Genomic DNA, 24,151 nt, shown 5'->3' on the forward strand with positions numbered 1-24,151 from the left:
CGACTCAGGGGCTGGTGACAAGACAGGCATCGGCAAATTCACGAAGCCGTGTTGCGGCGCGCCTCAGGCGCTCCGGGGGCTGGGTCAGGCTCAGCCGTACGAAGCCAGCCGCCGAGGGGCCGAAGGCCTCGCCGGACAGTACCGAGATGCCGCATTCGTCGAGCAGGCCATCGGCGAACTCGGCCGATGACAGACCAGTGGCGCGGATGTCGACCATCACGAACATGCCGGCGTCCGGGCAGATCGCCTTGACCGAGTCGGCACCGTCTAGGGCGCGGCAGACGCTGTCGCGGCGCTCGCGGTAGGCGGCGTGCATGGTGGCAAGCTCGGGGAGGTCGCTGTCGAGCGCGGTGATCGCCGCGTCCTGGATAAAGTCCGGGCAGCCGTACAGCATGCACAGCGCCAGATTGTCCAGGTGCTCGATCAGCGCCTCGGGCGCGACCACCCAGCCCAGCCGCCAGCCGGTCATGGCGTGGGACTTGGACAGGCTCGAGATCACCACGCTGCGATTGGCCATGTCGGGCAGCGCCAGCGGGCTGTGGTGCTCGCCCTCGAAGATCAGCTCGGCGTAGACCTCGTCGGAGATCAGCCAGAGGTCATGGCGGTGACACAGCTCGGCGATCTGCTCCCACTGCTGCCGGGTCATCGACTGGCCGGTGGGGTTGTGGGGGCTGTTGAGCAGGATCGCCTGGGTGTTGTCGGTGATCGCGGCGGCGATATCGGCCACGTCGAGTCGAAAGCCGGCCTCTGGCCGCAGCGGCACTCGGGCCAGTCGTGCACCGGTCGACTGGATCACCGCCTCGTAGGTGACGTAGCTTGGCTCCGGCACGATCACCTCGTCGCCTGGATCGAGCAGGCACTGGGCGGTGGCGTAGAGCCCGCACTGGGCGCCGGCCATCACGATCAGTCGCTCGGGGGACACCTCGACACCCTGATGGCGACGATAGTTGCGGCTGATGGCTTCGCGCAGCTCACCCTTGCCCTGGACGTCGGCATAGTGGGTCGCGCCGCGGTCGAGGCTTTGCTTGGCCGCCTCGATGATCGGGGCGGGGGTGGTGAAGTCGGGATCGCCCACCGACAGTACGGTGATGTCTTCACCGCTGGCCTGGCGCTTCAGCGCACGCACATGGATGTCCCAGGCGGCGGCGCCTTCGCCGGCGATGCGTTGGGTCAGGGCGGAGACTTTCATGGTGAAGGGTCCTTGTTGTCGGAAGCGGCGGGAGCGTCGATGCCGAGGCGGCGCAGTTCCGCCCGCCAGGCAAGCTCGGTGCCCTGGGGGCTCGCGGCCCAGTCGTCGTACTGGCGGGCGACCTTTTCGCAAAGCTCAGGACTGGCGCTGACCAGCGCCGCCCCGGTGGCCTGGGCCGCGAGCTGGGCCTGGCAGGAGCGCTCCAGGTCGCGTATGCGCAGAAAGGCGTCGCCGACGCTTTCGCCGACCACCAGCAGGCCGTGCTGGCGCAGGATCATGCTCATGTGTACGCCGAGGTCACGCACCAGCCGTTCACGCTCGTCCAGGTCGAGGGCGATACCCTCGTAGTCGTGATAGCCGATGCGCCGATAGAACTGCATCGCCCACTGGTTCAGCGGCGCGAGGCCCTGCTCGAGGCAGGACACGGCGACCCCGGCGACGCTGTGGGAGTGCAGTACACAGTGGGCGTCGGGACGCGCCGCATGGATGGCGCTGTGGATGGTAAAGCCGGCCGGGTTGATGCCGAGGCCGGTGGGATCGTCGAGCACCTGGCCGTGCTCGTCGACAGTCACCAGAGAGTCGGCGGTGACCTCCTCGAAGCGCAGACCGAAGGCATTGAGCAGGAAGCGCCCCGGGGCGACTCGCGCCGAGATATGGGTCGAGATGCCATCATCCATGCCATCCATGGCCATCAGCCGGTAGGCGGCGGCCAGGTCACGGCGGATGCGCTGCTGGCGGCTGTCTTCGCTCACAGGCTCGCCTCCAGGGCGGCCAGGGCGTCATCGCCGTCGCGGGTGGTGACGCCTTCGAGGAAGGCAGCGCGCTTGTCGGGATGCTGCTCGAGCCACTCTCGGGCGACCTCATCGAGGTCACGCTCCTCGAGGCTGAAGGCCTTGATGAACTCGCTCTGCTCATGCGCGCTGAACACGAACTGGTCGAGCAGTCGGGTCAGGTTGGGATTGGCCTCGGCGAACTCGCTGGCGACGATGGTCTTGACGTCGCTGCGGCCGTTGTCGGGGCCGAACACGCCTTCGCTGTCGTCGAGAATGTGCACGTCGTACTCGGGGATCATCCAGTGAGGCGTCCAGCCGTAGAAGACGATCCAGCGCTGTTCGTTCACCGCCGCCTTGACTTCGCTGAGCATGCCGGGGGTCGAGGAGGACATGACCTCCCAGTCACCGAGCCCGTGGGTGTCGCTGTCGATGGCGGCGTGGATGAAGTCGGTCACGGTGGAGCCGCTTTCGATCGAGTAGAAGGTGTGCTCGAAACGCTCGGCGTTCTGCGCCTCGCCCAACTGGGAAGCGTCGGTGATACCGGCCTCGGCCACGTAGCCGGGCACGGCGAATCCCATGCGCGCCCCGGTCACGTTGTTGCCTAGATCGACGATGGCGTCCGCCGCCATGGCGGCGTCGTAGCTTTCCTGCTGGGCCGGCAGCCAGCCGGCCAGAAAGGCGTCGCTGTCGCCGGTGGTCAGGGTCTTGTAGCCCACCGTGGAGCTGAGCTCCTGGCGTTCGACCTGGTAGCCCAGGGGCGCGACGAGCTGCGCCAGGATCTCGCTCTTGACGGTGACCCCGGGCCAGGGCGGGACGACCAGGCTCAGCTCATCGTCGCGGTCAGCGGCCTGGGCGGAGGCGGCGGCAAGGCCGAGCGCGGCTGCCAGGGCGATGGAACGGGGCTTGTGCGAGAAACATCGAGTCACGGGGAACTCCTTCGTTATTTTATGGATGCATAACTGATGCATAAGTGATGCTTGGTCGGGACGCCGTCGATCCGCTCGGCGCCGGCGTCCTGCCTCAGTGTTCGAGCTGGCGACACCAGGCCAGGGCGTCGATCTCGACGATCAGCGGTGAACCGGCATCATTCAGGCTTGAAAGCGCCGACGCCAGGTCGTCGGCGCTGGCGGCCTGACGATAGCGGCAGTCGAAGGCCTGGGCGAGAGCGGCGAAGTCCGGGGGAGCCAGATCGACCCCCACGTGAGCCACACCGTCGGCGCTCATGTAACGGCGTATCTCGTCGTAGCCGTCGTTGTTCCAGATCAGGATCGCCAAGGGCCTGGCCAGGGCGGTGTCGGCGCAGGCCGCATCGCTCGAATCACGGTCGATTGACCCCTGCTCGGCGCGAGCGCGGTCGGCCTCCAGGGCGATATCCCGGGCGGTGGCTAGCTCTCCCAGCACGAACTGCAGGCCGCCGTCGCCGACCAGCGCCACCACCGGCAGATCCGGTCTTGCCAGCCCCGCGCCCAGGGCCGCAGGCAGGCCGTAGCCCAGGGTGCCGAAGCCGGTGGCGGCGTTGAACCAGCGACGTGGCGCCGGGCGCCTGGCCACCACGTTGCCGGCGTACACCGGGCCGGTGGAATCGCCGACGATGATCGCCTCGGGCAGTACCTCGTCGAGGGTGGCAAACAGCGGCCGATAGCGCGCGAGCTCCGGGTCGTCGGCGAGGGCCAGCTCGTGGCGCACGCGCTCGCAGCGCTCGCGACCGACTTCTCGTTGTGGCCGGCCTTCATCTTCGCCGCGTTCCAGCGCGCCCAGCAGGGCCTCGGCGGTCAGCCCGATATCGGCCACCAGGGCCAGGTCGGCGATGTGACTGTGCGCCAGCTGCTCGGCGTCCAGATCGACCCGGATCAGGCTGCCTTCGAGCTTGAAACCGTCGTCGAACACCAGGTCGTAGTCGGTCTCGCCGAGTTCGGTGCCAAGGGCCAGGATGACGTCGGCCTGCCGGGCCAGTCGGCGTGTCGCCGGCAGGCTGGCGGTGGCGCCCAGGTCCAGCGGATGGTCGGCACCGAGCAGCCCGCGGGCATTGATGGTGGTCAGGGTGGGGGCGTCCAGGTGTCCGACCAGGGCGGTGACGCTGGTGGCGGCGGCGCAGGCGCCACCTCCCACCAGTACCAGCGGGCGCTGTGCCTCGCCCAGCAGTCGGCTGGCGGCCGCGACGGCCTGGGGCGCTGGCGCCGGGGGAAAGACGCGCATCGCCGCAGGCATCGGTGCCTTGACCGGGGCGGCGAACAGATCGATGGGGATCTCGATATGCACCGGCCCCGGGCGTGCGCCCTGGAACACGGCGAAGGCGCGGGCCAGCACTTCGGGCAGCGCCTCGGGATCGAGCAGGGTATGGCTGAAGCGGGCCACCCCGGCCAGGGTCTGGCCCTGGTGGGGCATCTCGTGGAGACGGCCCTGGCCGCGCCCAAGCGTCGACACGGTATTGACGCTGGAAATCACCAGCATCGGCACCGAATCGGCCAGCGCTTGGCCCATGGCGGTGGCGATATTGGTCATGCCCGGGCCCGTGATGATGAAGCAGGCGGCGGGACGCCCGCTGGCCCGGGCGTAGCCGTCGGCCATGAAACCGGCGCCCTGTTCGTGGCGTGGCGTGACATGGCGAAGTCGCGAATGCTCAAGGCCCCGGTACAGCTCGACGGTGTGCACGCCGGGAATGCCGAAGACGGTGTCGATTCCCTGGGCCTCGAGTAGCTCGATCAGGCGCTGGGCGCAGGTGGTCATCGGGAGGCCTCCTGGGCATTCGCCTGGGGCTCGGGGCTGGAGTCGCTGTCTTCTACCACGCTCGGCAGGCCGCCGAAGGGTTCGCGGCCCATGACGTTTTCGATCATCGGCAGGAAGGCGTCCAGTGGCAGGGTGTCGTAGTCGGGGTCGAAGCTGGTCTGGTCCCAGTCGTCGCAGAAGCGCACCGTGCGGGCGTAGGCCGGGTGGTCGCGATAGGCCTCACGGGCGTGGCGATCCTGGCCGAAGAAGTGGCGGTAGTGGTAGCCCTGAAACAGCTCGTGGTGACGGATCATCCAGACATTGAGCGGGTCGACGAAAGGCTCGAGGATGGCGGCGGCGATCTCGGCGTGATTGGCCGGGGCCAGGTCGTCGCCGATGTCGTGGAGCAGGGCGCAGACCACGGTCTCTTCATCGGCGCCGTCACGCAGCGCGCGGGTGGCGGTCTGCAGACAGTGCTCGTAGCGGTCCACCGGATAGCCGTGGGTGTCGCCCTTGAGTCGCTCGAGGTGGGCGAGCACACGACGGCAGGCGTCGCTCTGGTAGGCACGAAAGTGGCGGTCGATCAGGCGCCACTCTTCGGCGGTGCTCTGGTCAAAGCGCGCGAAGCGGGCCTGGGTCAGTGCGAGATCGCTGGTGCTCATGCGCTGGCCCCCTGGGTGGTTCGTGCGAGGCTGTCGGCGGTACCGGCTTCCGAGTCGTGTGCGGGCTTGAGCCGATCCTTCAGCAACAGGCGTCGACTGGCGGTGCTGTCACGGTCCACGTAGCCCTGGCGCAGGTGGCGTACGCCGCCTTCGAGCTGAAAGGCGGTACGCCCGTGCAGCAGGCGGTAGTTGTCCATGATCAACATCTCGCCAGGGGACAGCTTGAGTTCGAGGGTAAGCTCGGACGAGCGAATCAGTTGGTAGAAGGCCTTGCGGGCGGCGTAGTAGCGGCGCAGCAGGGCGCTGTCCATCAGGTCGATACGCTCGGTGCGGTTGGAGTAGCGTACCCGCGTCACCTCGCCCCGGGCGTCGAGCTCGATCAGCGGACCTTCGCTCTCCAGACGGGTGGTCTCGTCGTGGTAGCGAAAGCGCGGGGTCACTTCGGTCAGGCAGGCGAAGGCGTCGGGATCCTGCTGACGCAGGCGTCGAGCGGCCTCGAAGCCGTCCACCAGGGTGCTGTCGCCACCATCGGCGGCGTTGGTCAGACAGTGCAGCCAGATGTAACCGGGGATAGGATCGCGATAGGGGTTGTCGGTGTGCGGCTCGAGGCCGCGCTGGGTCATGGTCAGGTCGTAGGCGTTGGCCACCGACTTGACGTCGGCGATGCCGCCCCAGTTGGTCCGGCGCAGCGGGCCGATACGGTCGATCAACGGCTGCATGCCGTCTTCGCTGACCGGTACATCCGTGACGCGCACGAAACCGAAGCGATGCAGCTGGTCGAGCAGATCGAGCAGCGCCGGATCGCTTTCCAGTGCTTGCTTGAAGCTGGCCTGCGGGGGTGTGGCGAGCGTCGAGTCCCAGTACACCCGTGAGGCGTTGTCGTCCGAGCGCTGGCAGCGCACGGCATCCTCGAGCTCGTCGATCGTGATGCTGCCTCGATGGCCATCGGAGAAGGCCACGACCAGCCGCTCATCCTGGATGTCTGCCTGGGTGAGGATCAGATCCAGCGGTAGTTCGGCGGCCTCGATCAGACGCTGCCCGGTCTGGGGGTCCAGGGTTTCGGCATCGGGCAGGCGTTCGCGCAGCCACAAGGCATCAAGACGATGATGCCCTTCACCAAGGGTCAGCGCCAGTTGGCGGCCGTCATCGGTCAGTTGCGGGGGCGTCTGCTGGGTCATCGTCGAGGCTCTCTCCGGATTCGATCGGTCTGGCGTTGTAAAAGGCTCACCAGGTCGAGGAAGGGCGGTTCGTCACCTGGCGTCGCTGTCTGGGTTACAGGTTACTGTGCTATTTGGGATACAATTTGATCAAATTCGCCATAGCCTTGATGAAAATCGCCCCATGTCGGACGTTAATCACCACCTGCACAGTGACGTAGACAGCCACGCCAACAGCCACGCCAACCGCCGTGCCAACCGCTCGGAAGACAGCGAGGCCCGCTGGCCCGACAGCCATCCCTATCCGCGTCCGGACTCGCCGCCGCTGTTGTCGCCCGACCAGGCCGAACACACCCTGGACGTGTGGCTGGTGCCCAAGTTTTCGATGCTGACGCTGTTCTGCCTGCTAGAGCCGCTCCGGGTGGCCAACCGTTTTGGTCGGGATCTGTTTGCCTGGCGCCTGCTGTCCGCCGATGGCGAGGCGGTGACGGCCAGCAATGGCGTACGCATCGACGTCGATGGACGTCTATCGGAGGTTACCGAGGCCGACTGGTACCAGGGGCTGGCGTCCAAGGGGCGTCTGATGGTGGTGTCGTCCTATGAGCCGGAAGCCTGTATAGGTGCCGAGGATCTGGCGCTGCTCAAGCGACTGGCGGCCCATGGCGTCTGGCTTGGGGGGGTGGACACCGCCCCCTTTATCCTGGCCAGGGCGGGCGTACTGGAGGGCTATCCGGTGGCGCTGCACTGGGAAAGCGTGCCGGCCTTTCGCGAGGAGTTCCCTGAGCTGGAAGTGCGAGCGGACAGCTATGTGTGGGAAGGCGGACGTCTCACCGGCTCCGGCGGCGCCGCCAGCATCGACATGATGCTCGAGTGGATCGTGACCCTTTATGGTCCTTCGCTGGCCGAGGCGGTGGGGCGACAGATCGTGCATTCGCGGCCAGCGGAGGCGAGCGGAGCCGCAACAGCGCAGCAAGCAGCAGGGAGGGCTGGGGCCAGCACCGGCTGGGTAGCGGATCGGGCTTCGCCCAGGGAGCTGCCGCGTGGGGTGCTGCGCGCACTGGCGGTAATGGAGGCCAATCTCGCCCAGGCGCTGCCGATTCCCGACGTCTGTCGTCTGGCGGGCCTGTCCCAGCGCCAGTTGACCCGGCTATTTGTGCAGGAGTTCGGCGAGACGCCCAAGCAGTGCTATCTGAACATGCGGCTGGACCAGGCCCAGCGCATTCTGGCCGACAGTCGCATTGCGGTGACCGAGGCCGCGGTGGCGGTGGGCTTCAGCCACCTGGCGCACTTCTCCAGGGCCTACCGCAAGCGCTTTGGCGAGGCGCCGAGCGTGACCGCCCGGCGTGGGCTGCGGCCACCGGCGTCGGCGGAAGGCTAGCCGGTGGCCTTGCAGCGCCTAGGCCTGTCCGGCCTCGGCCAGTTCCCGCTCGCGGCGACGGCGCTGGACGATGCGATAGCGTGAGCGCACCTCGTCGCGTTCGAGGTAGCAGCCCTGCAGCCAGCGGTGGCCGGAGTCGCCTTCAAAGGCGTCACGAGCGTGCAGCAGGCGGCGATTGTCGAAGATCACCAGATCGCCGGGGGCGTAGGTGAAGCGCAGGGCGAAACGGGGCTCGCGCAGGCGCTGCTGGAGCGCCATCAGTGCCCGGTAGGCCTCCTCGACCTGGTCGAAATCGGTCATCAGCGGGCCGCGCAGGAAGTCGGCGATGCGCACCTCGAGCAGTTGCTGCTGTTCATCGAGCACGATCATCGGCGAGTGCCAGACGTAGTCGGTGGTCTTGGCGGTATTGGCGTAGCGCCAGTGGACGCGAGTCAGGGTAGAGAAGGCCTCGGGGTCTTCCTCGCGCAGTGCCTCGGCCACCGCGAAACCATCGAGCATTACCGCCTGGCCGCCGGCCACGCTGTTCTCGAGACAGTGCAGGAACTGGAGACCGGGATGGTACTCGCGGGTCGGCAGGTCCACGTGGGGCGGCAGGGCAATCGAGGTGTAGGCGTTGGAGTCCGGGTCCGGCTTGGCGCGAACGTTGAACAGGGTGCCGAAGTTGGTGGCCCGCAACGGCCCGAAGCGCTCGGCGATGTTCTCCAGGGTGCCGGGCTCGGTGGGCAGGCCGCGCAGCCGCACGAGGCCATGGCGCAGCAGCGCGTCAAGCGCCGGGGCCAGGATCGTCTCTTCTTCGGGGCTGTCGGTCTGCGTCGCGGTCCAGCCGCCGGCGTCCAGGGTGACCGGTTCCTTGTCCTGGCCGCCGAGCCAGGTCTCGACCGGTACCAGCGGCGCCAGCGGATCCTCGGTGTTGTCGTAGTCGTGGGCTCTCAACCAGCCGGGGTGAAAGCGCAGGCTGCGCTGTTCCGGCGTCATCAGCAGTTCGACGGCGCCGCTGGCGTCCAGCGTCGCTTGGGCAATTTCCGGCCAGGCGTCCAGGCTCGACAGATCGAGGATGCGCTCCCTTGTCGCTGGATTGATGGTGCTGTCGTCGGCGGCGTTTTCGCGCAGCCAGACGCTGTGATAGCGGCTGACACGGCCGTCCTGCCAGTTCACGGTCAGCACCCTTGGCGTCGAGGCTACGCTTGCGATGGGCACCTCGATGGGCCAGGCGTCATAGTCCGGGGTGCGCGGTAGATCGACCGACGCGGACCGCTGGTGTTCGCTGGTGTGCTGTGGCTGGTTCATCGGGACTCCGTCGAAGCTGGGACGGGCGCGTGGTGCGTCATGGATGGCAGCGCCCGTGCTGTGCGTCATGGATGGCAGCGCCGGCTGGCGCTCAAGTGGCACCAGCTTGCCTGTCAGGCAGCACCGAAGTCGTGCATGACTCGACAGTTATCGTGCAAAATCCGACATCCAGGGCACGCCAGGTATGCCAGGTATACCAACTGGCCAGGGCGAACAGGGCGACAGATGGTGGGCCCGTGTCAAAGGGAGGCGTCGTCTTGGCTCCCCATAGGAGGATGGGCCAGTGTTAAAGGAGCCGTCGTCTTGGCTCCCGGGGACTGGCGCCGTGTTGTTGATGAGTGCGGACGAAAGGCGCGGGTGAAGCTCGAAGATGGTAGGCCCGTGTCAAAGGAGCCGTCGTCTTAGCTCCCGGGGACTGGCGCCGTGGTGCTGGCGAAAGGCGCGGGTGAAGCTCGAGGCGGAGGCGAAGCCGCTGGCCAGGGCGATGTCCATGACGCCGTGACGAGTGCTGGTCACCAGATGGTGGGCCAGCGCCAGGCGACGCTCCAGATACAGCCGGCTCGGGGTACGGGCCAGGTGGTGCTGACAGTCGCGCTCTAGCTGACGCTCCGACAGGCCGATCTGGGCGGCCAGTTCGGCGATGGCCAAGGGGGATTCCAGGTGGCTGTCCATCAGGCCGATGACCCTGGTCAGGCGTTCGGGCAGCCGCTCGAATTCGCTGGCGTCACGCTGGCGACTGGCCGGCAGGCGACGATGGTCGTGCACCAGTTGCTGCTTGACCCGCCGGGTCAGGGCATCGCCGTGGCGGCGGCGGATGGTGTCCAGCGCAAGGTCAATGGAGGCGCTGGCGCCGGCGCCGTAGAAGCCGACCGGGCCGACCTCGTAGAGCGACTCCACCGCTTCGATGTCGGGATGGCGACGGCGAAACTCGGGCAGGCTTTCCCAGTGCAGGGTCACGGTGTCCTCGATCAGCCCGGCGTCGGCCAGGCAGAAGACACCGGTGTCCAGCGCGCCCAGACAGGCGCCCTGTGCCCGGCGTTGCGCCAGCCAGTCCCTGAGCGGCTGGTCCACCGCGGCCATCGGCTCGAAGCTTGCGCACACCGCCAGACTAGGGAGCCAGGGGGCATTGTCCAGGTCATGCTCGACGCTCAGGGGAATGCCGTTGCTGGCGGTGACCGGCTCGCCGTCGCGGCTGATCAGGTGCCAGCGAAACAGCGGCTGTCCGGCCAGACGATTGGCGATTCGCAAGGGGTCGATGGCCGAGAACAGCGCCACCATGGAGAAACGCGGCAGCAGCAGAAAGCCGATGGGTTCCGGGACAGGGCCCTGGTAGGTCAGACGCATGGTGGCCTCATGGATGGCGGGGGCGGGACGGCGCTGGCCGCGCCAGGATCGGTGGTTCGGGTATCGGCGCACCAGCGACAGCGGATTCAGGATCGGCCCGGTCCGCACCGCGCTGCAAGGGTGCCACCCTCGTACGCTGCTCTCAACTCAGGGCGCAGGCGAGACACGGCCAGCCAGGAGGCGCGGCCCCACTCTACTCAGCCTTTCGACGTTATCGTCGATATCCTCATGCTATGCTGCGCCGCAGTCACGGGCGTCGGTAAGGAGGCGGACAGCGATGGTAGAGCTCAGTGGTCAACGCCTGGAGGCGAGCGCCGGTGAAATCGAGCAGGCCGAACAGCGGCTGGGTTTTCTGCTGCTGCCGCAGTTCTCGATGATGGCGTTTTTCTCGGCGGTGGAGCCGCTGCGCATCGCCAACCGCATCGCCGGTCGCGCTCTTTATGACTGGACGCTGATCGGGCTGGGCGGAGGGCCGGTGACCGCCAGCAACGGCATGACCCTGCTGGTGGACCACCCCATGGAAGACGTCCGCAATCTGCCGTGGCTGGCGGTATGCAGCGGCTTCGATCCGGAATTGTGGATCGGCCACGGGCTCAGCGCCTGGCTCAACCGGCTCGACCAGGGTGGCTGCTGCATCGGCGCGCTGGACACCGGCGCGGTGGTGCTGGCGGAGGCCGGCTTGCTCAGGGGGCATACGGTGACCCTGCACTGGGAGACGCTGCCCACCTTCAACGAACGCTATCCCTCGATTCGCACCTGCGACGAGCTGTTCCTGCTGGAGGAGCGGCGCTTCTTCTGTGCCGGCGGCGCGGCGGCCATGGATATGACCCTGGAGATGATCGCCCGTCGCCACGGTATGGCGCTGGCGGTGGACGTGTCCGAACAATTGATTCACGACCGCCTGCGCTCGCGCACCGACCAGCAGCGAATGAGCCTGGTCAGGCGTCTTGGCACCCACCAGCCGCGGCTGGTCGATGCGGTAGCGCTGATGGAGTCGCACCTGGAAACGCCCCTGCCGTTGGCCGAGATCGCACGCCGCAGCCGCGTGTCGAGTCGCCAGCTACAGCGCTTGTTTGCCGATGTGCTGGGCACCTCTCCCAGTGCCTACTACCTGTCGCTGCGCCTCAAACGTGCCGCCCAATTGCTCAAGGATACCGACCTCGATGTGCTGGCGATCGGGCTCAGCTGTGGATTCGGCTCGGCGTCGAGTTTCAGTCGCGCCTTCCGCAGGGCGTTCGGAACCGCGCCGCAGGCCTTTCGACACCACGGCTGACCGGCACTCAAGTCAGATCTCGGCCCACATCCGCAGCAGATTGGCCAGGCTCTTGGAGATGCTGTCGAACTCGGCGGTCTTGCCGTCGCGCTCGAAGATCTGGCGGCGAGTGGTGTCGAGGTCGAACAGCACTTCACGTTGTTCAGGCTGGCGTACCTGGCTCTGCAGCCAGCCCACCGCGGCCAGTCGTTGCCCCTGGGTGACCGGGTCGACGCGATGCAGCGTCGAGGACGGGTACAGGATCATCGAACCCGCCGGCAGCTTGAAGCGCTGTTCGCCCTGGGTGGTCTCGGTGACCAGCTCTCCGCCCTCGTAGCTGTCCGGATCCCCAAGGAAGATGGTGAAGGACAGGTCGGTGCGCATCGGCCCCTGGGGGGTGGGCATCACCGCGTCGTCGACGTGATTGCCGTAGGTCATGCCTTGCTGGTAGCGACTGAACATGACCGGCTTCATTCGGCGCGGGCGCGCGGCGATCTGGAACAGGGTGTGTGCGGACAGGGTCTGCATGACCTCGTCACGCAGGGCGGCGATGGCGGGCTCCTGGCTGCTCGCCTGCTGATTGCGCTTGACCGTGCGCGCATGCCAGCCGGCGGTCTCCCGTCCGTCACGAAAGTCGCTGGCGTCCAGTGTCTGGCGAATACGCTGGAGCTGGTCGTCGGTCAGCACCTTGTCGATACACAGAATCATCGGAGGCTCCCGCAAATGGCCGTCAGTATACCCGACTGTTAATCGTTTGCATTACACTTCGTGACACGCCAGTCTAGTGGGCAGGCACCCGATGGTTTGACTGGCGCAGACATTGCCAGATCGGACATGGGTTTGCGGCAAGTGGACCCTAGTTCCATCGAGCGCGAGCCCTGAACAAGAAATTGGCCCCAAGTAGACGTAGAAGGAAGGAGCACCCCATGACGCAAGAGACCCGTACCAAGCTGTGGATTGGCGTTGGCGCCAGCATCCTGCTCGGATCCAGCGCCGCCTGGGCCGACCATCACGGCGATGGCGACGATATGCACAAGGACGACACTGCCTACGAACAGAGCCACGGCGGTGAAGGTGGCGAAGGTGGTGAAGCCGGCCACGGTGGTGAAGGTGGCGAAGGTGGTGAATCCGGCCACGGCGGTGAAGGAGGCGAAGGCGGCGAAGGTGGTGAGAAGGGCCACGGTGGTGAAGGTGGCGAAGGTGGCGAGAAGGGCCACGGCGGCGAAGGCGGTGAAGGTGGCGAGAAGGGCCACGGCGGTGAAGGTGGTGAAGGTGGTGAAGGTGGTGAAGCCGGCCACGGCGGCGAAGGCGGTGAAGGTGGCGAGAAGGGCCACGGCGGCGAAGGCGGTGAAGGTGGCGAGCACGGCCACGGCGGCGAAGGCGGCGAAGGCGGTGAAAGTGCCTCCCTCGCCAGCGATCCCTATGCGGTCTTTGCCTATCTGACGGCGTCTTCCGGTGGTGAAGGTGGCGAAGGTGGCGAAGGTGGCGAAGGCGGTGAAGGCGGCGAAGGCGGTGAAGGCGGTGAAGGCGGCGAAGGTGGTGAAGGCGGTGAAGGCGGTGAAGGTGGCGAAGGCGGCGAAGGTGGCCACGTCGACGCGGCCAACCCTGGCGTCTATACCACTGAGCTTGCGCTGATGCTTGGCCACCTTGAGGTCGCCAGAGAGCTCTACACCGAGGGTGCCAAGACCGCGTCCTACCCCCACTTTGGCCATCCCTACCATGAGGTGTACCCCGGCATCGCGCCGGCGCTGGAAAGCCGTGGCATCGACGCTTTCGATACTGAGCTGGAAGCCTTCTCCGGCAAGGTGCAGCAGGGCGGTGACTGGAGCGAGGTCGAACAGGATTACGCATCGCTTCGCGAGACCATCCTCTCGGCCATGGCCGACGTCGACGATGGCCTCGAGCAGGATGCGGGCTTTCAGGCCAAGGTCCAGCTGGCGCTGTTGAAGACCGCGCTGCACGAGTACGAAGAAGCCGTGGATGACGGCGAGTTCAAGAACGTGGTCGAGTATCAGGACGGTCGTGGCTTTGTGCTGACCGCCCGGGAGTCGCTGGAGCGCCACGCCGACATGTTCCGTCAGGCGGGTGCCTACGATGCCCTGGTCGAGGGCTACGACGGGCTGCTCGAGGCCTGGCCAACGGCCAAGGCGCCGGAGTCTCCGGTGATGACGGTAGGCGAGCTGTCGGCGGCGATGTTCCCGCTGGAGGCCGAATTGGGCAAGTTCTGATGGAACTGCCCTTGAGCTAGCGTCCCAGAGCTAGCGTGAAGGGGCCGGCGTCTGCCGACGCTGGCCCCTGGACGGAAGTCCGCCAACAACACTCACTCATGACGCAGACAGGGCCTGTTTACAGGCCCTGTCTGCGTTGGTCGTTGGGGTGGCACTCGACAATGCGGCTCAGGAGTCCTGGCCCTGCCTGTCGCTCAGATCATCGTGCCTGCCTCGGATACGCACCAGGAAGGCGGCGACCAGGGCGAAGATTCCGAAGGCGACAGGCACGGCGGCGACCGAGATCAGGGTCAGAATGACCTTGAAGATGTCGCCTTCCAACCAGTTGATCACCACCGCCAGGGCGGCCATGGCAACGATCCAGAAGGCCCGTGAGCGGCGCACCGTCAGCATCTCGCAGACCAGTCCCGCCGAGTCGGCGCTGGTGACGAAGAACAGCAGGATGTTGAGCGCCAGGACGGCCGACAGCACGCCATGGCTGTCGAGGGTCGCCATCAGGGCGAAGACGTCCTCGGAGCCGGTCTCGAGTCCGCCGAGGCCGAAGGTGGTAAACCACAGGCAGGAGAACAGACTCGGCACCAGCATCACCCCCAGTACCAGCTGGCGCAGGGTGCGGCCCTTCGAGATACGCGCGATGAATACGCCGGTGAACACAAACCAGCCGTACCAGGCGGCTTCGAAGGCGTACAGCCAGTCCGCCAGCCAGGCCTTGTGCTCGGGATCGCCGAGGCCGATATCGGTCGCCATCGCCGGGTACTTCACCAGGTATTCCGGCAACAGTCGGGTGAAGGTGCCGAGGATGTCCAGCGGTGAGGTCAGCACGAAGACGCTGACCATCAGAAACAGGGCGAACAGCGTGTTGTAGTTGCTCAGCCACTTGATGCCACGCTGGAGCCCCGAGGCGCTGGAGGCGATCGCGAACAGCGACAGCACCAGTATGATCAGGGTGGGGCTGGCGTCGATGCCGAAGAACTGCTCGAGGCTCTGATTGAGCGGATCGGTGGCGTAGGAGAAGGTCAGCGACAGGCCGATGACGGTAGACACCACCAGGCTGACCAGGTTGAGCTTGCTGAGAAAGCCGCCACCAAGCAGCGTCTCGGCGGGCTTGTCGATGTTCAGGTTGTACATGGCGTGAGCGAAGATCACGCCGATCGCCAGATAGCCGGCCCAGGCCAGCAGGCCCCAGTGGTTGAAGGCGTACAGCAGGGCCTGGTCGGTGCTGTGGCCGGCATCGACGTGGTAGCGCGGTTCCAGCACGCCCCAGGTCACCAGGCCGATGCCCATGCCGGTGGCGAACAGCATGCCGAGCCAGGCCAGGGTGGAGAATTCGGGATCTCCCTGGCCGAACCGGAGCCGCCCCAGGGGGGTGAACATCAGCACGGTAAAGACGATGGAGGCGGCGAAGGCCGGGTAGGTGAAGATGAAACCGAAGTTGCCGATGACGTTGACCTTGATGGCGTCAAGCAGCGTCTGGAAGGGGCCTGGGGCGAGGGCGGCAAAGGAGATCAGGGCGATGACGGTGGCCACGGTGGCGACCGAAGTGGTGATGTTCTGGTTCATTGGCGTCTCGTTGTCGTTTTGGAGGGGCGGGCGGTCGGCGGTGTCCTCGGTTGGGCAGGGTAAAGGCGACGAAAATGTGCCGGTTAGTCGATTCAAGCACTTGAAAAACAAGGTGTTTAGAGAAAAGACTCTAGTCAAGATGTGCGGCAAGCGCACGGCAGAATGCTCGCCAGGCAGCCTCCATGGCAGGCAGTGACGAGCGCGCGTGCAGGGCGCCGTGCAACATGCCCTCGGCCATATGCACACCGATCTGGTGGTGGCAGCGGCGCCATTCATCCAGTGTTGCCAGCAAGGGGGGCGTCAGCGGGTCATGCTCCACGGCCAGGCACTCGATGGCCCGGCTGGCGGGCAGGTCGTCGCCGATCCGGCGAGCCTGTTCGGCGATCATTGACCAGGCTGCCAACACGTCCTGACGGCTGAGCAGCGGCGCGTCCGGTCCGAGGCTTGTGTCGCTTGGCGTGCCGAGCAGCGGGTAGACCAGGCCCAGGGGGCTGTCGTCGGCAGCACGCCTGGCGGCGTCCAGCACCAGCCGGGCACCGGCGCTGTCGCCGACCAGGGCAACCGGCGCAAGCCGCTGACGGACCACCTCGACGTCGTTGAGCAGCGCGAGATAGCACGCCTCGGGCATCAGCCGGTAGTTCAGGCTGACGACCTCTCGCCCGAGGGCCTGGGCAAGACCGGCGGCGACACCTTGGTGGCTCTCTACCGAACCGATGGTGAAGCCGCCGCCGTGGGCGTAGAGCACGACGCCTTCGGCGCCGAGGTGCGGTCGATAGCGGCGCACGCCGACGCCGTCGATGACCTCGTCGGTAACTGCGATCGTGGCCGGTACGGGGCCGGCGAAGCTGGCGCAGAGCTCGTCGTAGTGGCGCCTCGCCTGGTTCATCGGCATCGTCGCCATGGCGTCGAGCCCGGCCTGGAAACGTTCGGCGAAGTCATCGATGGTCATGGTCTGGTGTTCCCTGGCCGAATCTGCGCTGATGGCGCCGTCAGCGTCGGACGATGCCGATACGCCGCCCGAGTCCCTCGGGAGCGGGCGATGAGATGACCGGCAGCGCAGCGATGGCGGTGTCCACCGCCTCGGGGAAAGGTCCCGGTCGACCGCTGTCGAGGTCGATGCCCATCAACATCTGTTCGCTGGTGGCCAGCAGCTGTTCGCCGCTGTACAGCTCGAACCACAGATGCAGGCGCTTGGCGTCACGATCGACCAGCGCGACCTCGACCTGAAGGGGCTGCCCCTGGTGGACCTCGCGCAGGTAGCGCAGATGGGTCTCCAGGGTGTAGAGGGTGTAGCCGTGCCGGTGGCGCCCGGCCTCGTCGAGGCCGATGCGCTCCATCAGGGTGTCGACCGCCAGGGAAAACACCCTGGCGTACTCGGCGTCGTTCATATGGCCGTTGTAGTCGACCCAGTCAGGCTTGACGTCGGTGTCGAGCAGCGCCATCAGATGCGCCCCTCGAGGCCTTCCGCCTCCGGCCAGTACTTCTGGACCAGCCCGAGCAGCTCGACCAGAAAGTCGTCACGACGGCGATCCAGCTCGGACACGCTGCGACCCGCGGCCTGGTGCTCGCAGCCCTCGACCACCCGATCGATCAGCTCGTCGGTCAGCTCCGGGGCCTCGAGCTTGGTCCAGGGCAGCTTCAGGGCGGGGCCGAACTGTTCCAGCATGTGGCGCATGCCCTGATCGCCGCCGGCCAGATGGAAGGTCAGGAAGGTGCCCATCAGTGACCAGCGCAGGCCGCAGCCGTAGACCACGGCGGCGTCGATCTCTTCGGTGGTGGCGACACCGTCGTTGACCAGATGCAGGGACTCCCGCCACAGCGCCTCCATCAGGCGATCGGCGATATGCCCTTCGATCTCGCGACGCACCACCAGCGGGCGCATGTCGAGTGCCTGGTACAGCGCCTGGGCCCGCTCGGTGTGCTCGGCCTGGGTGGCCTCGCCGCCGACCAGCTCGACCAGCGGCAGCAGATACACCGGGTTGAAGGGGTGGGCGACGATGACCCGGCCGGGCACGTGCTGACAGCCCTGTTGCAGGTCGCTGGGCTTGAAGCCCGAGGTCGAGGAGCCGATCAGCACCTCAGGCGGCGCCGCGGCGTCGATCTGGGCCAGGATGCTGCGCTTGAGCTCGAGGCGCTCGGGCACGTTTTCCTGGATCAGGTCGGCGCCGTCCACTGCGGCTTCCAGCGACGTCGCAAAGCGCAGGTTGTCGGGGCTTGCGCCCTCGGCCAGGCCCCGTTTTTCCAGTGACGGCCAGGCATTGTCGACGAAGGCACGGGTGCGTGCCTCGGCCTTGGGGTCGGGGTCAAAGGCGGCAACACGCCAGCCGTTGGCCAGGGCGCGAGCGATCCAGCCGTTGCCGATGACGCCGGTACCGATGACGGATAGCTGTTTCATGCATCACCTCCAGCGCTGTCGCCGGCGATCTGACCGGTGGACGGGTCGCGCAGCTTGAGGAACTTGCGGGTTTCGGCCGGGGTCATCACGTTGGCGCCAAGGTGGTTGATCATCCGACCGGCCTTCTCGACCAGCTGGGCGTTGGAGGCCAGTACTCCCTTTTCCAGGTAGAGGTTGTCCTCGAGGCCGACGCGGGCGTGGCCGCCGAGCAGTACCGCCTGGGCGGCCATGGGCATCTGGTGGCGACCGATGCCGAAGGCCGCCCAGTTGGCGTTGGTCGGCAGCTTGTTGCGCATGGCCAGCATGGTCTCGGTGTCGGCCTCGGCGCCCCAGGGGATGCCCAGGCAAAGCTGGTAGAGCGGGTCACCGTCGATCAGGCCTTCGGCCTGGAGCTGGCGGGCGAACCATACATGGCCCAGGTCGAAGCACTCGAGCTCCGGCTTGACCCCGGCGGCCTGCACCAGGCGGGCGTGTTCACGCAGCCAGTCGGCGGAGTTGACGTAGATCATGTCGCCAAAGTTGAGGCTGCCGCAGTCCAGGGTGCACAGCTCAGGCAGCAGCTCGCCCACCGGCTCATGGCGCTGGGCCGGGGTCTGGATGTCGGTGCCGGGGCCGCCACGGGTCGGATCCTGGCTGTCCGGAATCCAGTCCCCGCCACCGCCGGCGGTGATGTTCATGACGATGTCGGTGTCGGCCTCGCGCACCCGCTCCATCACCTCGCGGAAGTGATCCAGCGAGTGGCTGACGCCACCGGTCTCGGGGTCGCGCACGTGGATGTGGGCGATGCTGGCGCCGGCCTTGGCGGCCTCGATGCAGTCGTTGGCGATCTGCTCGGGGGTGACCGGTACCTTGTCGCTCTTGCCGGTGGTGTCGCCGGCGCCGGTCACGGCGCAGGTCAGAATGACGTTGCGGTTCATGATGCTCTCCTCGTCGTGAATGGGCGCAGTGTGGCGAAGATGACGGCCTGTAACTTGGCACTAACCGTCGTTTTGTTGACGTCATGCGACATCCTTGGTGTCGCTGCCAACCTGTGCCAGAACGGGCGTGATGAGGAGGGTAGGGAGAGTGCGGGGAAAGGATTCGGCAACGAGCGCCACCAAGTAGCACGTTCATCGACGTATCCCTTCACCTCTGTATTGGAATAGAGACCCATGACCGACTTTACTCAGCACGATCTGTCCAGCGCCCCCGAAAAAAGCCGCCCCCTGCTCGAGAAGGCGCAGAAGGAGATGGGCATGATCCCGGCCCTGTATAGCGTGATGGCCGAAGCGCCAGGCGTGCTGGAGGCCTACCAGCGACTGCATGAGCTGTTTCTCGCCTCGAGTTTCGATGCCGCCGAGAAGACGGTGGTTTGGCAGGCGATCAACGTCGAGCATGATTGCGAGTACTGTGTGGCCGTGCACACGGCGGTGGCCGGCATGATGAAGGTGGACCCCGCCATCACCCAGGCGCTGCGCGACCAGAAGCCGCTGGAAGACGCTCGTCTGGAACTGCTGCGCCAGACCACGCTGGCCATCGTGCGTGATCGCGGACGTCCGGATCCGGCCGTGGTGGAGCACTTCCTCGAGGCGGGTTTCAGCCGGCAGCAGCTGCTGGATATCGTGCTGGGGGTGAGCCAGAAGATTCTGTCGAACTACGTGAATCACCTGGCGGACACGCCCATCGACGACGCCTTCAAGCGCCACGCCTGGACGAAGGGGGCTGCAGGTACCGACGCGGCGGCCTGATCGAGAGGGCCTTTAGGGGGCCTTCACCGGCGACGCAGTGGCAGGCTGCCAAGTTGCAGACTGCCGTTTGCACAGGCCGTAGGTAGCAACGACCGCCGCTGGAAAAGGCCAAGGGTAAAAACGGATATTGGCTAGAACCGCTACTGGTAAAAACGAATAGTGGCAAGAAACGATACGGCCAAGAAACGATAGTAGAAGCACCAAGGGCGCCCGCTGGGCGCCCTTGGCATATCTGGCCGGTGTCAGAAGACCGCCTTGCTATTTATCGCCTGGCTGTTGATGGCTGGCGACACCCAGACAGCACCGTCGGTCGCTCGCTTTAGACCTCAGGCGCTGGCGTGAAGGTCGGCGGCGCCGACACCATAGAGATCAAAGGCCAGTTCACGTCCGGTGGCGGTGAGCACCAGCCGCCCCTGGCTGTTGTGGGCCACCAGCGCCTGGCGCAATAGGCGGCGCAGACGCGAGGCCTGGGAACGTGAGCGGGCCAGGGAATCGAGCCGCTCGGCGCTGAGTCCGCGACTGGGCTGGGTGATCGCCTCCAGCACCTCGCCATCGCGGTAGAGATCCTCGATGAAGGCGGTGAGGTCGATGCGCTGGGCGGTGTCGTTGTGATCAGCGGTGAGGGCCATGGTCCCATCCCGAATAAGAAGATGGGACCAGTATACGACAATCGTCGAGTTAGACCAAAGTCTATAAGTGCGTCGACCAGGATCTCAGCCGTTGACCTGACCCAGCATCAAGAACTCCAGCAGCGCCTTCTGGGCGTGCAGGCGGTTGCCGGCTTCCTGCCAGACGACCGCGCGGGGATCGTCGAGCAGGGTCTCGCTGATCTCCTCACCGCGGTGGGCCGGCAGGCAATGCAGGAACAGCACGTCCTTGGCGGCGGCGTCGAGCATCGCTTCTGTGACCTGGAAACCGGCAAAGTCCGCCTCGCGACGAGCCTGCTCTTCCTCTTGGCCCATGGAGGCCCAGACGTCGGTGGTGACGAGGTCGGCGCCGGCCACGGCGGTCATCGGGTCGCGCTCGATCACCACCCGATCACCGGCGGCGGCCAGGATATCCTCGCGGGGGTCGTAGCCCTCGGGGCAGCAGATACGCAGCTTGAAGTCGAACTGGCGCGCGGCGTTGATCCAGGAGTGGCACATGTTGTTGCCGTCGCCGATCCACACCGCGGTGCGGCCCTTGACGCTGCCGCGCAGCTCGGTCCAGGTCATGACATCGGCCAGCAGCTGGCACGGATGGTAGTCGTCGGTCAGGGCGTTGATCACCGGTACGTCACTGGCGGCGGCGAATTCCTCGAGACCCTGGTGGGAAAAGGTGCGGATCATCACCGCATCGACCATCTCCGAGAGCACCCGCGCGGTGTCACCGATGGGCTCGCCGCGCCCCAGCTGGGTGTCGCGCGGTGACAGAAACAGGGCGTGCCCGCCAAACTGCGCCATGGCGGTCTCGAAGGACACCCGGGTACGGGTCGAGGATTTCTCGAAGATCATCGCCAGGGTGCGGTTGGTAAACGGCGTGTAGGTGGGGCCGTGGGCCTTGAGGCCGTTCTTGATGGTGATGGCGCGCTGGATGAGGTAGCGCAGTTCATCCTGGCTCAGGTCCAGTAGGGTCAGGAAGTGGCGGGTGGCCATGGCATCTCTCCAACGAGGTAAAAAACGACCATCCTAGCCAGCCCCGAGGGGATGCGCAACGCGCCGCCGGGCCGTACAATGCGGCCATGCAAAGGCCGAGTGTGGCCATCGGGTATTGCCTCCTGCGAGGTAGTCCGCCGGGGCCGCATTGAAAATGGGGCGGGATGCCCCCATTGTCCCGGTCTGCGTCACTTAGCAAGGGCGAGCAAGCCAAGCCCGTTTCAACGAGGAGCCGTGATGAGTACCACCGTCGAGAATATTCAGCGCCAGATCAGCGAAAATCCCATCCTGATCTACATGAAGGGGTCTCCGCAGCTGCCGCAGTGCGGCTTCTCCGCCCAGACCGTGCAGGCGCTGATGGCCTGTGGCGAGCGCTTTGCCTTCGTCAACGTGCTGGACAACCCCGACATCCGCGCGGAGCTGCCCAAGGTGGCCAACTGGCCGACCTTCCCGCAGCTGTGGGTGGAAGGCGAGCTGGTCGGCGGCTGCGACATCGTCGTCGAGATGCACAACAACGGCGAACTCGAGCCGCTGGTCAAGCAGGCCGCCGAGCGTGCCCGTCAGAACGAGGAAGGCGCTGCAGACTAAAGAGCGCTGTTGGCGGCCGTGCGCCCGCCAGGCCAACGCCTTTCCATAAGGCGTTGTCCGGTGGGACCGCGTCGACCGGCTGCCGCGAAAGCTTCGCACCTACGATAAAGGCCCCGATGGTCATCGACCATCGGAGCCTTTATCGTCTTGAGACTTTAGTGGCCGAAGGGGATCAATCCTCTTCCATGCCTTGCTCCTGCTGGGCCAGCCGCCATCCTCCCAGGTCTTTGTAGCGATTGACCATGGCGCAGAACAGCTCGGCGGTGCGCTCGGTGTCGTAGCGGGCCGAGTGCGCGGCGTTGTTGTCGAACTCGATACCGGCGGCGCGACAGGCTCGGGCGAGCACGGTCTGGCCGTAGACCAGGCCGGCAAGCGAGGCGGTGTCGAAGCTCGAGAAGGGGTGGAAGGGATTGCGCTTGATCTCGGAGCGATTGACCGCGGCGTTGAGAAAGCCGTGGTCGAAGGCGGCGTTATGGCCCACCAGGATGGCTCTGGTACAGCCGTGGGCCTTGATCGCCTTGCGCACCGGTCGAAATATCTCGCCAAGCGCCTCGGACTCGCTGACCGCCACCTGCTTGCGCAGCGGGTCATCGAGGCGGATGCCGGTGAAATCCAGCGCTGCCTGCTCCACATTGGCACCGGCAAAGGGTTCGATGTGGTAGGCGAAGGTGGCGTCGGGCAACAGGTTGCCTTCCGGGTCCATGGTCAGGGTGACGGCGGCGATCTCCAGCAGGGCGTCGGATTCCGGGTTGAAGCCGCCGGTCTCGATATCCACCACCACCGGCAGAAAACTGCGAAAACGTTGCGCCATGAGTTCGCGGGCGATCAGCTCGCTCATGCACCTCTCCTTAGTCGGGCCGTGTGGGGTCAGGGGGCCTGCTGTTGGCAGGCCGAAACGGCGAAAGTCTAGCAGTTTGGGGCAGCGGCGTCCCGTGGCCGGTATTCGGCACCCCAGATGCACGCTATAATCGGCGCTCTTCGGGCGTTATTCGCGCCGCGAATGCGTTGGTCACACCATGGTTGGTTACAAGAAGGAGCCCCTAGCATGTCCGATGTAAAGAAGGTCGTGCTCGCCTATTCCGGCGGACTGGACACATCCGTCATCGTCAAGTGGTTGCAGGAAACGTACGACTGCGAGGTGGTGACCTTCACCGCTGACATCGGTCAGGGCGAGGAAGTCGAGCCTGCCCGTGCCAAGGCCGAGGCCCTGGGCGTCAAGGAAATCTACATCGAGGACCTGCGCGAAGAATTCGTGCGCGACTACGTGTATCCGATGTTCCGCGCCAACACCATCTACGAGGGCGAGTACCTGCTGGGCACCTCCATCGCCCGTCCGCTGATCGCTCGCCGCCTGATCGAGATCGCCAACCAGACCGGTGCCGACGCGATTTCTCACGGCGCCACCGGCAAGGGCAACGATCAGGTGCGTTTCGAGCTTGGCGGCTATGCGCTCAAGCCCGGCGTCAAGGTGATCGCCCCGTGGCGTGAGTGGGACCTCAACTCCCGCGAGAAGCTGATGGCCTACTGCCAGCAGCACGATATTCCGGTGGACTTCAGCAAGAAGAAGAAGTCGCCGTACTCCATGGACGCCAACCTGCTGCATATCTCCTACGAGGGCGGCATCCTCGAGGATCCCTGGGCCGAGGCCGAGGAAGACATGTGGCGCTGGAGCGTGTCGCCGGAGGCCGCTCCCGATACCCCGACCTACGTCGAGCTGACCTTCGACAAGGGTGACATCGTGGCCATCGACGGCGAGCCGATGAAGCCCCACGAGGTGCTCGAGAAGCTCAACAAGCTGGGTGGCGACAATGGTATCGGCCGTCTCGACATCGTCGAGAACCGCTACGTCGGCATGAAGTCCCGCGGCTGCTACGAAACGCCCGGGGGCACCATCATGCTGCGTGCTCACCGCGCCATCGAGTCGCTGACACTCGACCGCGAAGAGGCCCACCTGAAAGACGAGCTGATGCCGAAGTACGCCGAGGTGATCTACAACGGCTACTGGTGGAGCCCCGAGCGCCGCATGCTGCAGGCGGCCATCGACGAGACCCAGAAGAACGTCTCCGGTGTGGTGCGCATGAAGCTCTACAAGGGCAACGCCATCGTCGCCGGTCGCCGCTCCGACGAGTCGCTGTTCGACGAGTCCATCGCCACCTTCGAGGACGACCAGGGCGCCTACGATCAGAAGGACGCCGAAGGCTTCATCAAGCTCAACGCCCTGCGTCTGCGCATCGCTGCCGGCAAGGGTCGTCGTCAGGACTGAGTGGTAAC

At 66.0% G+C, this 24,151-nt stretch carries 23 protein-coding genes; 6 read left to right on the forward strand and 17 right to left on the reverse strand.

The window, feature by feature from the left end:
* Positions 1 to 4: 4 nt before the first annotated feature.
* From NFH97_RS18710 to tmpA, 6 genes are all read right to left on the reverse strand, one after another.
* The gene (locus NFH97_RS18710) at positions 5 to 1,189 is read right to left on the reverse strand and encodes a pyridoxal phosphate-dependent aminotransferase (RefSeq protein WP_349625349.1); all 1,185 of its coding nucleotides are present in this window, start codon (positions 1,187 to 1,189) and stop codon (positions 5 to 7) included.
* The gene (locus NFH97_RS18715; RefSeq protein WP_349625350.1) at positions 1,186 to 1,941 is read right to left on the reverse strand and encodes a class II aldolase/adducin family protein; all 756 of its coding nucleotides are present in this window, start codon (positions 1,939 to 1,941) and stop codon (positions 1,186 to 1,188) included. The genes NFH97_RS18710 and NFH97_RS18715 overlap by 4 nt, the downstream gene beginning before the upstream one ends.
* The gene (locus NFH97_RS18720; protein ID WP_052704501.1) at positions 1,938 to 2,888 is read right to left on the reverse strand and encodes an ABC transporter substrate-binding protein; all 951 of its coding nucleotides are present in this window, start codon (positions 2,886 to 2,888) and stop codon (positions 1,938 to 1,940) included. Before NFH97_RS18720 ends, NFH97_RS18715 begins: the two co-directional genes overlap by 4 nt.
* A 94-nt stretch (positions 2,889 to 2,982) precedes the next feature.
* Complete coding sequence (locus tag NFH97_RS18725; protein WP_349625351.1) at positions 2,983 to 4,689, reverse strand: 5-guanidino-2-oxopentanoate decarboxylase; 1,707 nt, start codon at positions 4,687 to 4,689, stop codon at positions 2,983 to 2,985.
* On the reverse strand, positions 4,686 to 5,309 hold the full coding sequence (locus NFH97_RS18730; RefSeq protein ID WP_181248663.1) for an HD domain-containing protein: 624 nt from the start codon (positions 5,307 to 5,309) through the stop codon (positions 4,686 to 4,688). Before NFH97_RS18730 ends, NFH97_RS18725 begins: the two co-directional genes overlap by 4 nt.
* A 17-nt stretch (positions 5,310 to 5,326) precedes the next feature.
* A complete protein-coding gene (gene tmpA / locus NFH97_RS18735) occupies positions 5,327 to 6,508 on the reverse strand; it encodes a 2-trimethylaminoethylphosphonate dioxygenase (RefSeq protein WP_349625352.1) in 1,182 nt (393 codons plus the stop codon).
* Positions 6,509 to 6,671: 163 nt separating this feature from the next.
* Here tmpA and NFH97_RS18740 point away from each other — a divergent pair, with 163 nt between their 5' ends.
* On the forward strand, positions 6,672 to 7,865 hold the full coding sequence (locus NFH97_RS18740) for a GlxA family transcriptional regulator (protein WP_349625353.1): 1,194 nt from the start codon (positions 6,672 to 6,674) through the stop codon (positions 7,863 to 7,865).
* A gap of 18 nt (positions 7,866 to 7,883) precedes the next feature.
* Here NFH97_RS18740 and NFH97_RS18745 read toward each other — a convergent pair whose 3' ends face one another.
* Together NFH97_RS18745 and NFH97_RS18750 are read right to left on the reverse strand one after the other, a co-directional pair.
* Positions 7,884 to 9,152, reverse strand: coding sequence for a TauD/TfdA family dioxygenase (locus tag NFH97_RS18745; protein ID WP_349625354.1), 1,269 nt, complete (start codon positions 9,150 to 9,152; stop codon positions 7,884 to 7,886).
* Positions 9,153 to 9,536: 384 nt separating this feature from the next.
* Positions 9,537 to 10,496: a GlxA family transcriptional regulator gene (locus NFH97_RS18750; RefSeq protein ID WP_108450130.1), complete on the reverse strand. Its 960-nt coding sequence runs from the start codon at positions 10,494 to 10,496 to the stop codon at positions 9,537 to 9,539.
* A gap of 277 nt (positions 10,497 to 10,773) precedes the next feature.
* Between NFH97_RS18750 and NFH97_RS18755 the strand changes: the two genes are divergently transcribed.
* Positions 10,774 to 11,769, forward strand: coding sequence for a GlxA family transcriptional regulator (locus tag NFH97_RS18755; RefSeq protein ID WP_045994548.1), 996 nt, complete (start codon positions 10,774 to 10,776; stop codon positions 11,767 to 11,769).
* Between the two features lie 12 nt (positions 11,770 to 11,781).
* Here the strand turns inward: NFH97_RS18755 and NFH97_RS18760 are convergent, their stop codons facing one another.
* Complete coding sequence (locus tag NFH97_RS18760) at positions 11,782 to 12,456, reverse strand: Fe2+-dependent dioxygenase (RefSeq protein WP_124804812.1); 675 nt, start codon at positions 12,454 to 12,456, stop codon at positions 11,782 to 11,784.
* A 218-nt stretch (positions 12,457 to 12,674) separates the two neighbouring features.
* Between NFH97_RS18760 and NFH97_RS18765 the strand changes: the two genes are divergently transcribed.
* Positions 12,675 to 13,976 carry a 4-helix bundle domain-containing protein gene (locus NFH97_RS18765; RefSeq protein WP_349625355.1) on the forward strand — a complete coding sequence of 434 codons (1,302 nt, stop codon included), beginning with the start codon at positions 12,675 to 12,677 and terminating at the stop codon, positions 13,974 to 13,976.
* A 168-nt stretch (positions 13,977 to 14,144) separates the two neighbouring features.
* On the opposite strand, the gene NFH97_RS18770 is transcribed toward NFH97_RS18765, so the two are convergent.
* The 5 genes from NFH97_RS18770 to NFH97_RS18790 form a co-directional block, all read right to left on the reverse strand.
* A complete protein-coding gene (locus NFH97_RS18770; protein WP_349625356.1) occupies positions 14,145 to 15,536 on the reverse strand; it encodes a BCCT family transporter in 1,392 nt (463 codons plus the stop codon).
* Between the two features lie 130 nt (positions 15,537 to 15,666).
* A complete protein-coding gene (locus tag NFH97_RS18775; RefSeq protein WP_349625357.1) occupies positions 15,667 to 16,485 on the reverse strand; it encodes an alpha/beta hydrolase fold domain-containing protein in 819 nt (272 codons plus the stop codon).
* A gap of 40 nt (positions 16,486 to 16,525) precedes the next feature.
* Positions 16,526 to 16,978 (reverse strand): thioesterase family protein, encoded by a 453-nt coding sequence (locus NFH97_RS18780; RefSeq protein ID WP_349625358.1) that lies wholly within the window; start codon positions 16,976 to 16,978, stop codon positions 16,526 to 16,528.
* Positions 16,978 to 17,931 (reverse strand): L-carnitine dehydrogenase, encoded by a 954-nt coding sequence (locus NFH97_RS18785; protein ID WP_349625359.1) that lies wholly within the window; start codon positions 17,929 to 17,931, stop codon positions 16,978 to 16,980. Before NFH97_RS18785 ends, NFH97_RS18780 begins: the two co-directional genes overlap by 1 nt.
* Positions 17,928 to 18,848 carry a beta-keto acid cleavage family enzyme gene (locus NFH97_RS18790; RefSeq protein WP_349625360.1) on the reverse strand — a complete coding sequence of 307 codons (921 nt, stop codon included), beginning with the start codon at positions 18,846 to 18,848 and terminating at the stop codon, positions 17,928 to 17,930. The genes NFH97_RS18785 and NFH97_RS18790 overlap by 4 nt, the downstream gene beginning before the upstream one ends.
* Positions 18,849 to 19,082: 234 nt before the next feature.
* Between NFH97_RS18790 and NFH97_RS18795 the strand changes: the two genes are divergently transcribed.
* Positions 19,083 to 19,658, forward strand: a complete 576-nt coding sequence (locus NFH97_RS18795; RefSeq protein ID WP_349625361.1) for a carboxymuconolactone decarboxylase family protein — start codon at positions 19,083 to 19,085, stop codon at positions 19,656 to 19,658.
* Between the two features lie 326 nt (positions 19,659 to 19,984).
* Here NFH97_RS18795 and NFH97_RS18800 read toward each other — a convergent pair whose 3' ends face one another.
* Complete coding sequence (locus tag NFH97_RS18800) at positions 19,985 to 20,287, reverse strand: hypothetical protein (protein ID WP_349625362.1); 303 nt, start codon at positions 20,285 to 20,287, stop codon at positions 19,985 to 19,987.
* 84 nt (positions 20,288 to 20,371) lie between these two features.
* Positions 20,372 to 21,292, reverse strand: a complete 921-nt coding sequence (gene argF, locus NFH97_RS18805) for an ornithine carbamoyltransferase (protein WP_045994793.1) — start codon at positions 21,290 to 21,292, stop codon at positions 20,372 to 20,374.
* Between the two features lie 237 nt (positions 21,293 to 21,529).
* Between argF and grxD the strand changes: the two genes are divergently transcribed.
* Positions 21,530 to 21,880 (forward strand): Grx4 family monothiol glutaredoxin, encoded by a 351-nt coding sequence (gene grxD, locus NFH97_RS18810; RefSeq protein WP_045994792.1) that lies wholly within the window; start codon positions 21,530 to 21,532, stop codon positions 21,878 to 21,880.
* 172 nt (positions 21,881 to 22,052) lie between these two features.
* Here grxD and rnt read toward each other — a convergent pair whose 3' ends face one another.
* Positions 22,053 to 22,718 (reverse strand): ribonuclease T, encoded by a 666-nt coding sequence (rnt, locus tag NFH97_RS18815; protein WP_349625363.1) that lies wholly within the window; start codon positions 22,716 to 22,718, stop codon positions 22,053 to 22,055.
* Positions 22,719 to 22,925: 207 nt separating this feature from the next.
* Between rnt and NFH97_RS18820 the strand changes: the two genes are divergently transcribed.
* Positions 22,926 to 24,143: an argininosuccinate synthase gene (locus tag NFH97_RS18820; RefSeq protein WP_045994790.1), complete on the forward strand. Its 1,218-nt coding sequence runs from the start codon at positions 22,926 to 22,928 to the stop codon at positions 24,141 to 24,143.
* Positions 24,144 to 24,151 lie beyond the last annotated feature (8 nt).

It is taken from the genome of Halomonas sp. SCS19 (assembly GCF_040147015.1).
Classification (GTDB): Bacteria; Pseudomonadota; Gammaproteobacteria; order Pseudomonadales; family Halomonadaceae; genus Halomonas; species Halomonas litopenaei.

Coding starts and splice junctions, on each gene's coding strand:
- NFH97_RS18760 (WP_124804812.1), bottom strand. CDS start 12,456: ATGATTCTGTGTATCGACAAGGTGCTGACCGACGACCAGCTCCAGCGT.
- NFH97_RS18745 (WP_349625354.1), bottom strand. CDS start 9,152: ATGAACCAGCCACAGCACACCAGCGAACACCAGCGGTCCGCGTCGGTC.
- NFH97_RS18790 (WP_349625360.1), bottom strand. CDS start 18,848: ATGAACCGCAACGTCATTCTGACCTGCGCCGTGACCGGCGCCGGCGAC.
- NFH97_RS18820 (WP_045994790.1), top strand. CDS start 22,926: ATGTCCGATGTAAAGAAGGTCGTGCTCGCCTATTCCGGCGGACTGGAC.
- NFH97_RS18770 (WP_349625356.1), bottom strand. CDS start 15,536: ATGAACCAGAACATCACCACTTCGGTCGCCACCGTGGCCACCGTCATC.
- NFH97_RS18780 (WP_349625358.1), bottom strand. CDS start 16,978: ATGGCGCTGCTCGACACCGACGTCAAGCCTGACTGGGTCGACTACAAC.
- tmpA (WP_349625352.1), bottom strand. CDS start 6,508: ATGACCCAGCAGACGCCCCCGCAACTGACCGATGACGGCCGCCAACTG.
- NFH97_RS18710 (WP_349625349.1), bottom strand. CDS start 1,189: ATGAAAGTCTCCGCCCTGACCCAACGCATCGCCGGCGAAGGCGCCGCC.
- NFH97_RS18795 (WP_349625361.1), top strand. CDS start 19,083: ATGACCGACTTTACTCAGCACGATCTGTCCAGCGCCCCCGAAAAAAGC.
- grxD (WP_045994792.1), top strand. CDS start 21,530: ATGAGTACCACCGTCGAGAATATTCAGCGCCAGATCAGCGAAAATCCC.
- NFH97_RS18765 (WP_349625355.1), top strand. CDS start 12,675: ATGACGCAAGAGACCCGTACCAAGCTGTGGATTGGCGTTGGCGCCAGC.
- NFH97_RS18725 (WP_349625351.1), bottom strand. CDS start 4,689: ATGACCACCTGCGCCCAGCGCCTGATCGAGCTACTCGAGGCCCAGGGA.
- NFH97_RS18800 (WP_349625362.1), bottom strand. CDS start 20,287: ATGGCCCTCACCGCTGATCACAACGACACCGCCCAGCGCATCGACCTC.
- NFH97_RS18750 (WP_108450130.1), bottom strand. CDS start 10,496: ATGCGTCTGACCTACCAGGGCCCTGTCCCGGAACCCATCGGCTTTCTG.
- NFH97_RS18775 (WP_349625357.1), bottom strand. CDS start 16,485: ATGACCATCGATGACTTCGCCGAACGTTTCCAGGCCGGGCTCGACGCC.
- NFH97_RS18740 (WP_349625353.1), top strand. CDS start 6,672: ATGTCGGACGTTAATCACCACCTGCACAGTGACGTAGACAGCCACGCC.
- argF (WP_045994793.1), bottom strand. CDS start 21,292: ATGGCCACCCGCCACTTCCTGACCCTACTGGACCTGAGCCAGGATGAA.
- rnt (WP_349625363.1), bottom strand. CDS start 22,718: ATGAGCGAGCTGATCGCCCGCGAACTCATGGCGCAACGTTTTCGCAGT.
- NFH97_RS18785 (WP_349625359.1), bottom strand. CDS start 17,931: ATGAAACAGCTATCCGTCATCGGTACCGGCGTCATCGGCAACGGCTGG.
- NFH97_RS18755 (WP_045994548.1), top strand. CDS start 10,774: ATGGTAGAGCTCAGTGGTCAACGCCTGGAGGCGAGCGCCGGTGAAATC.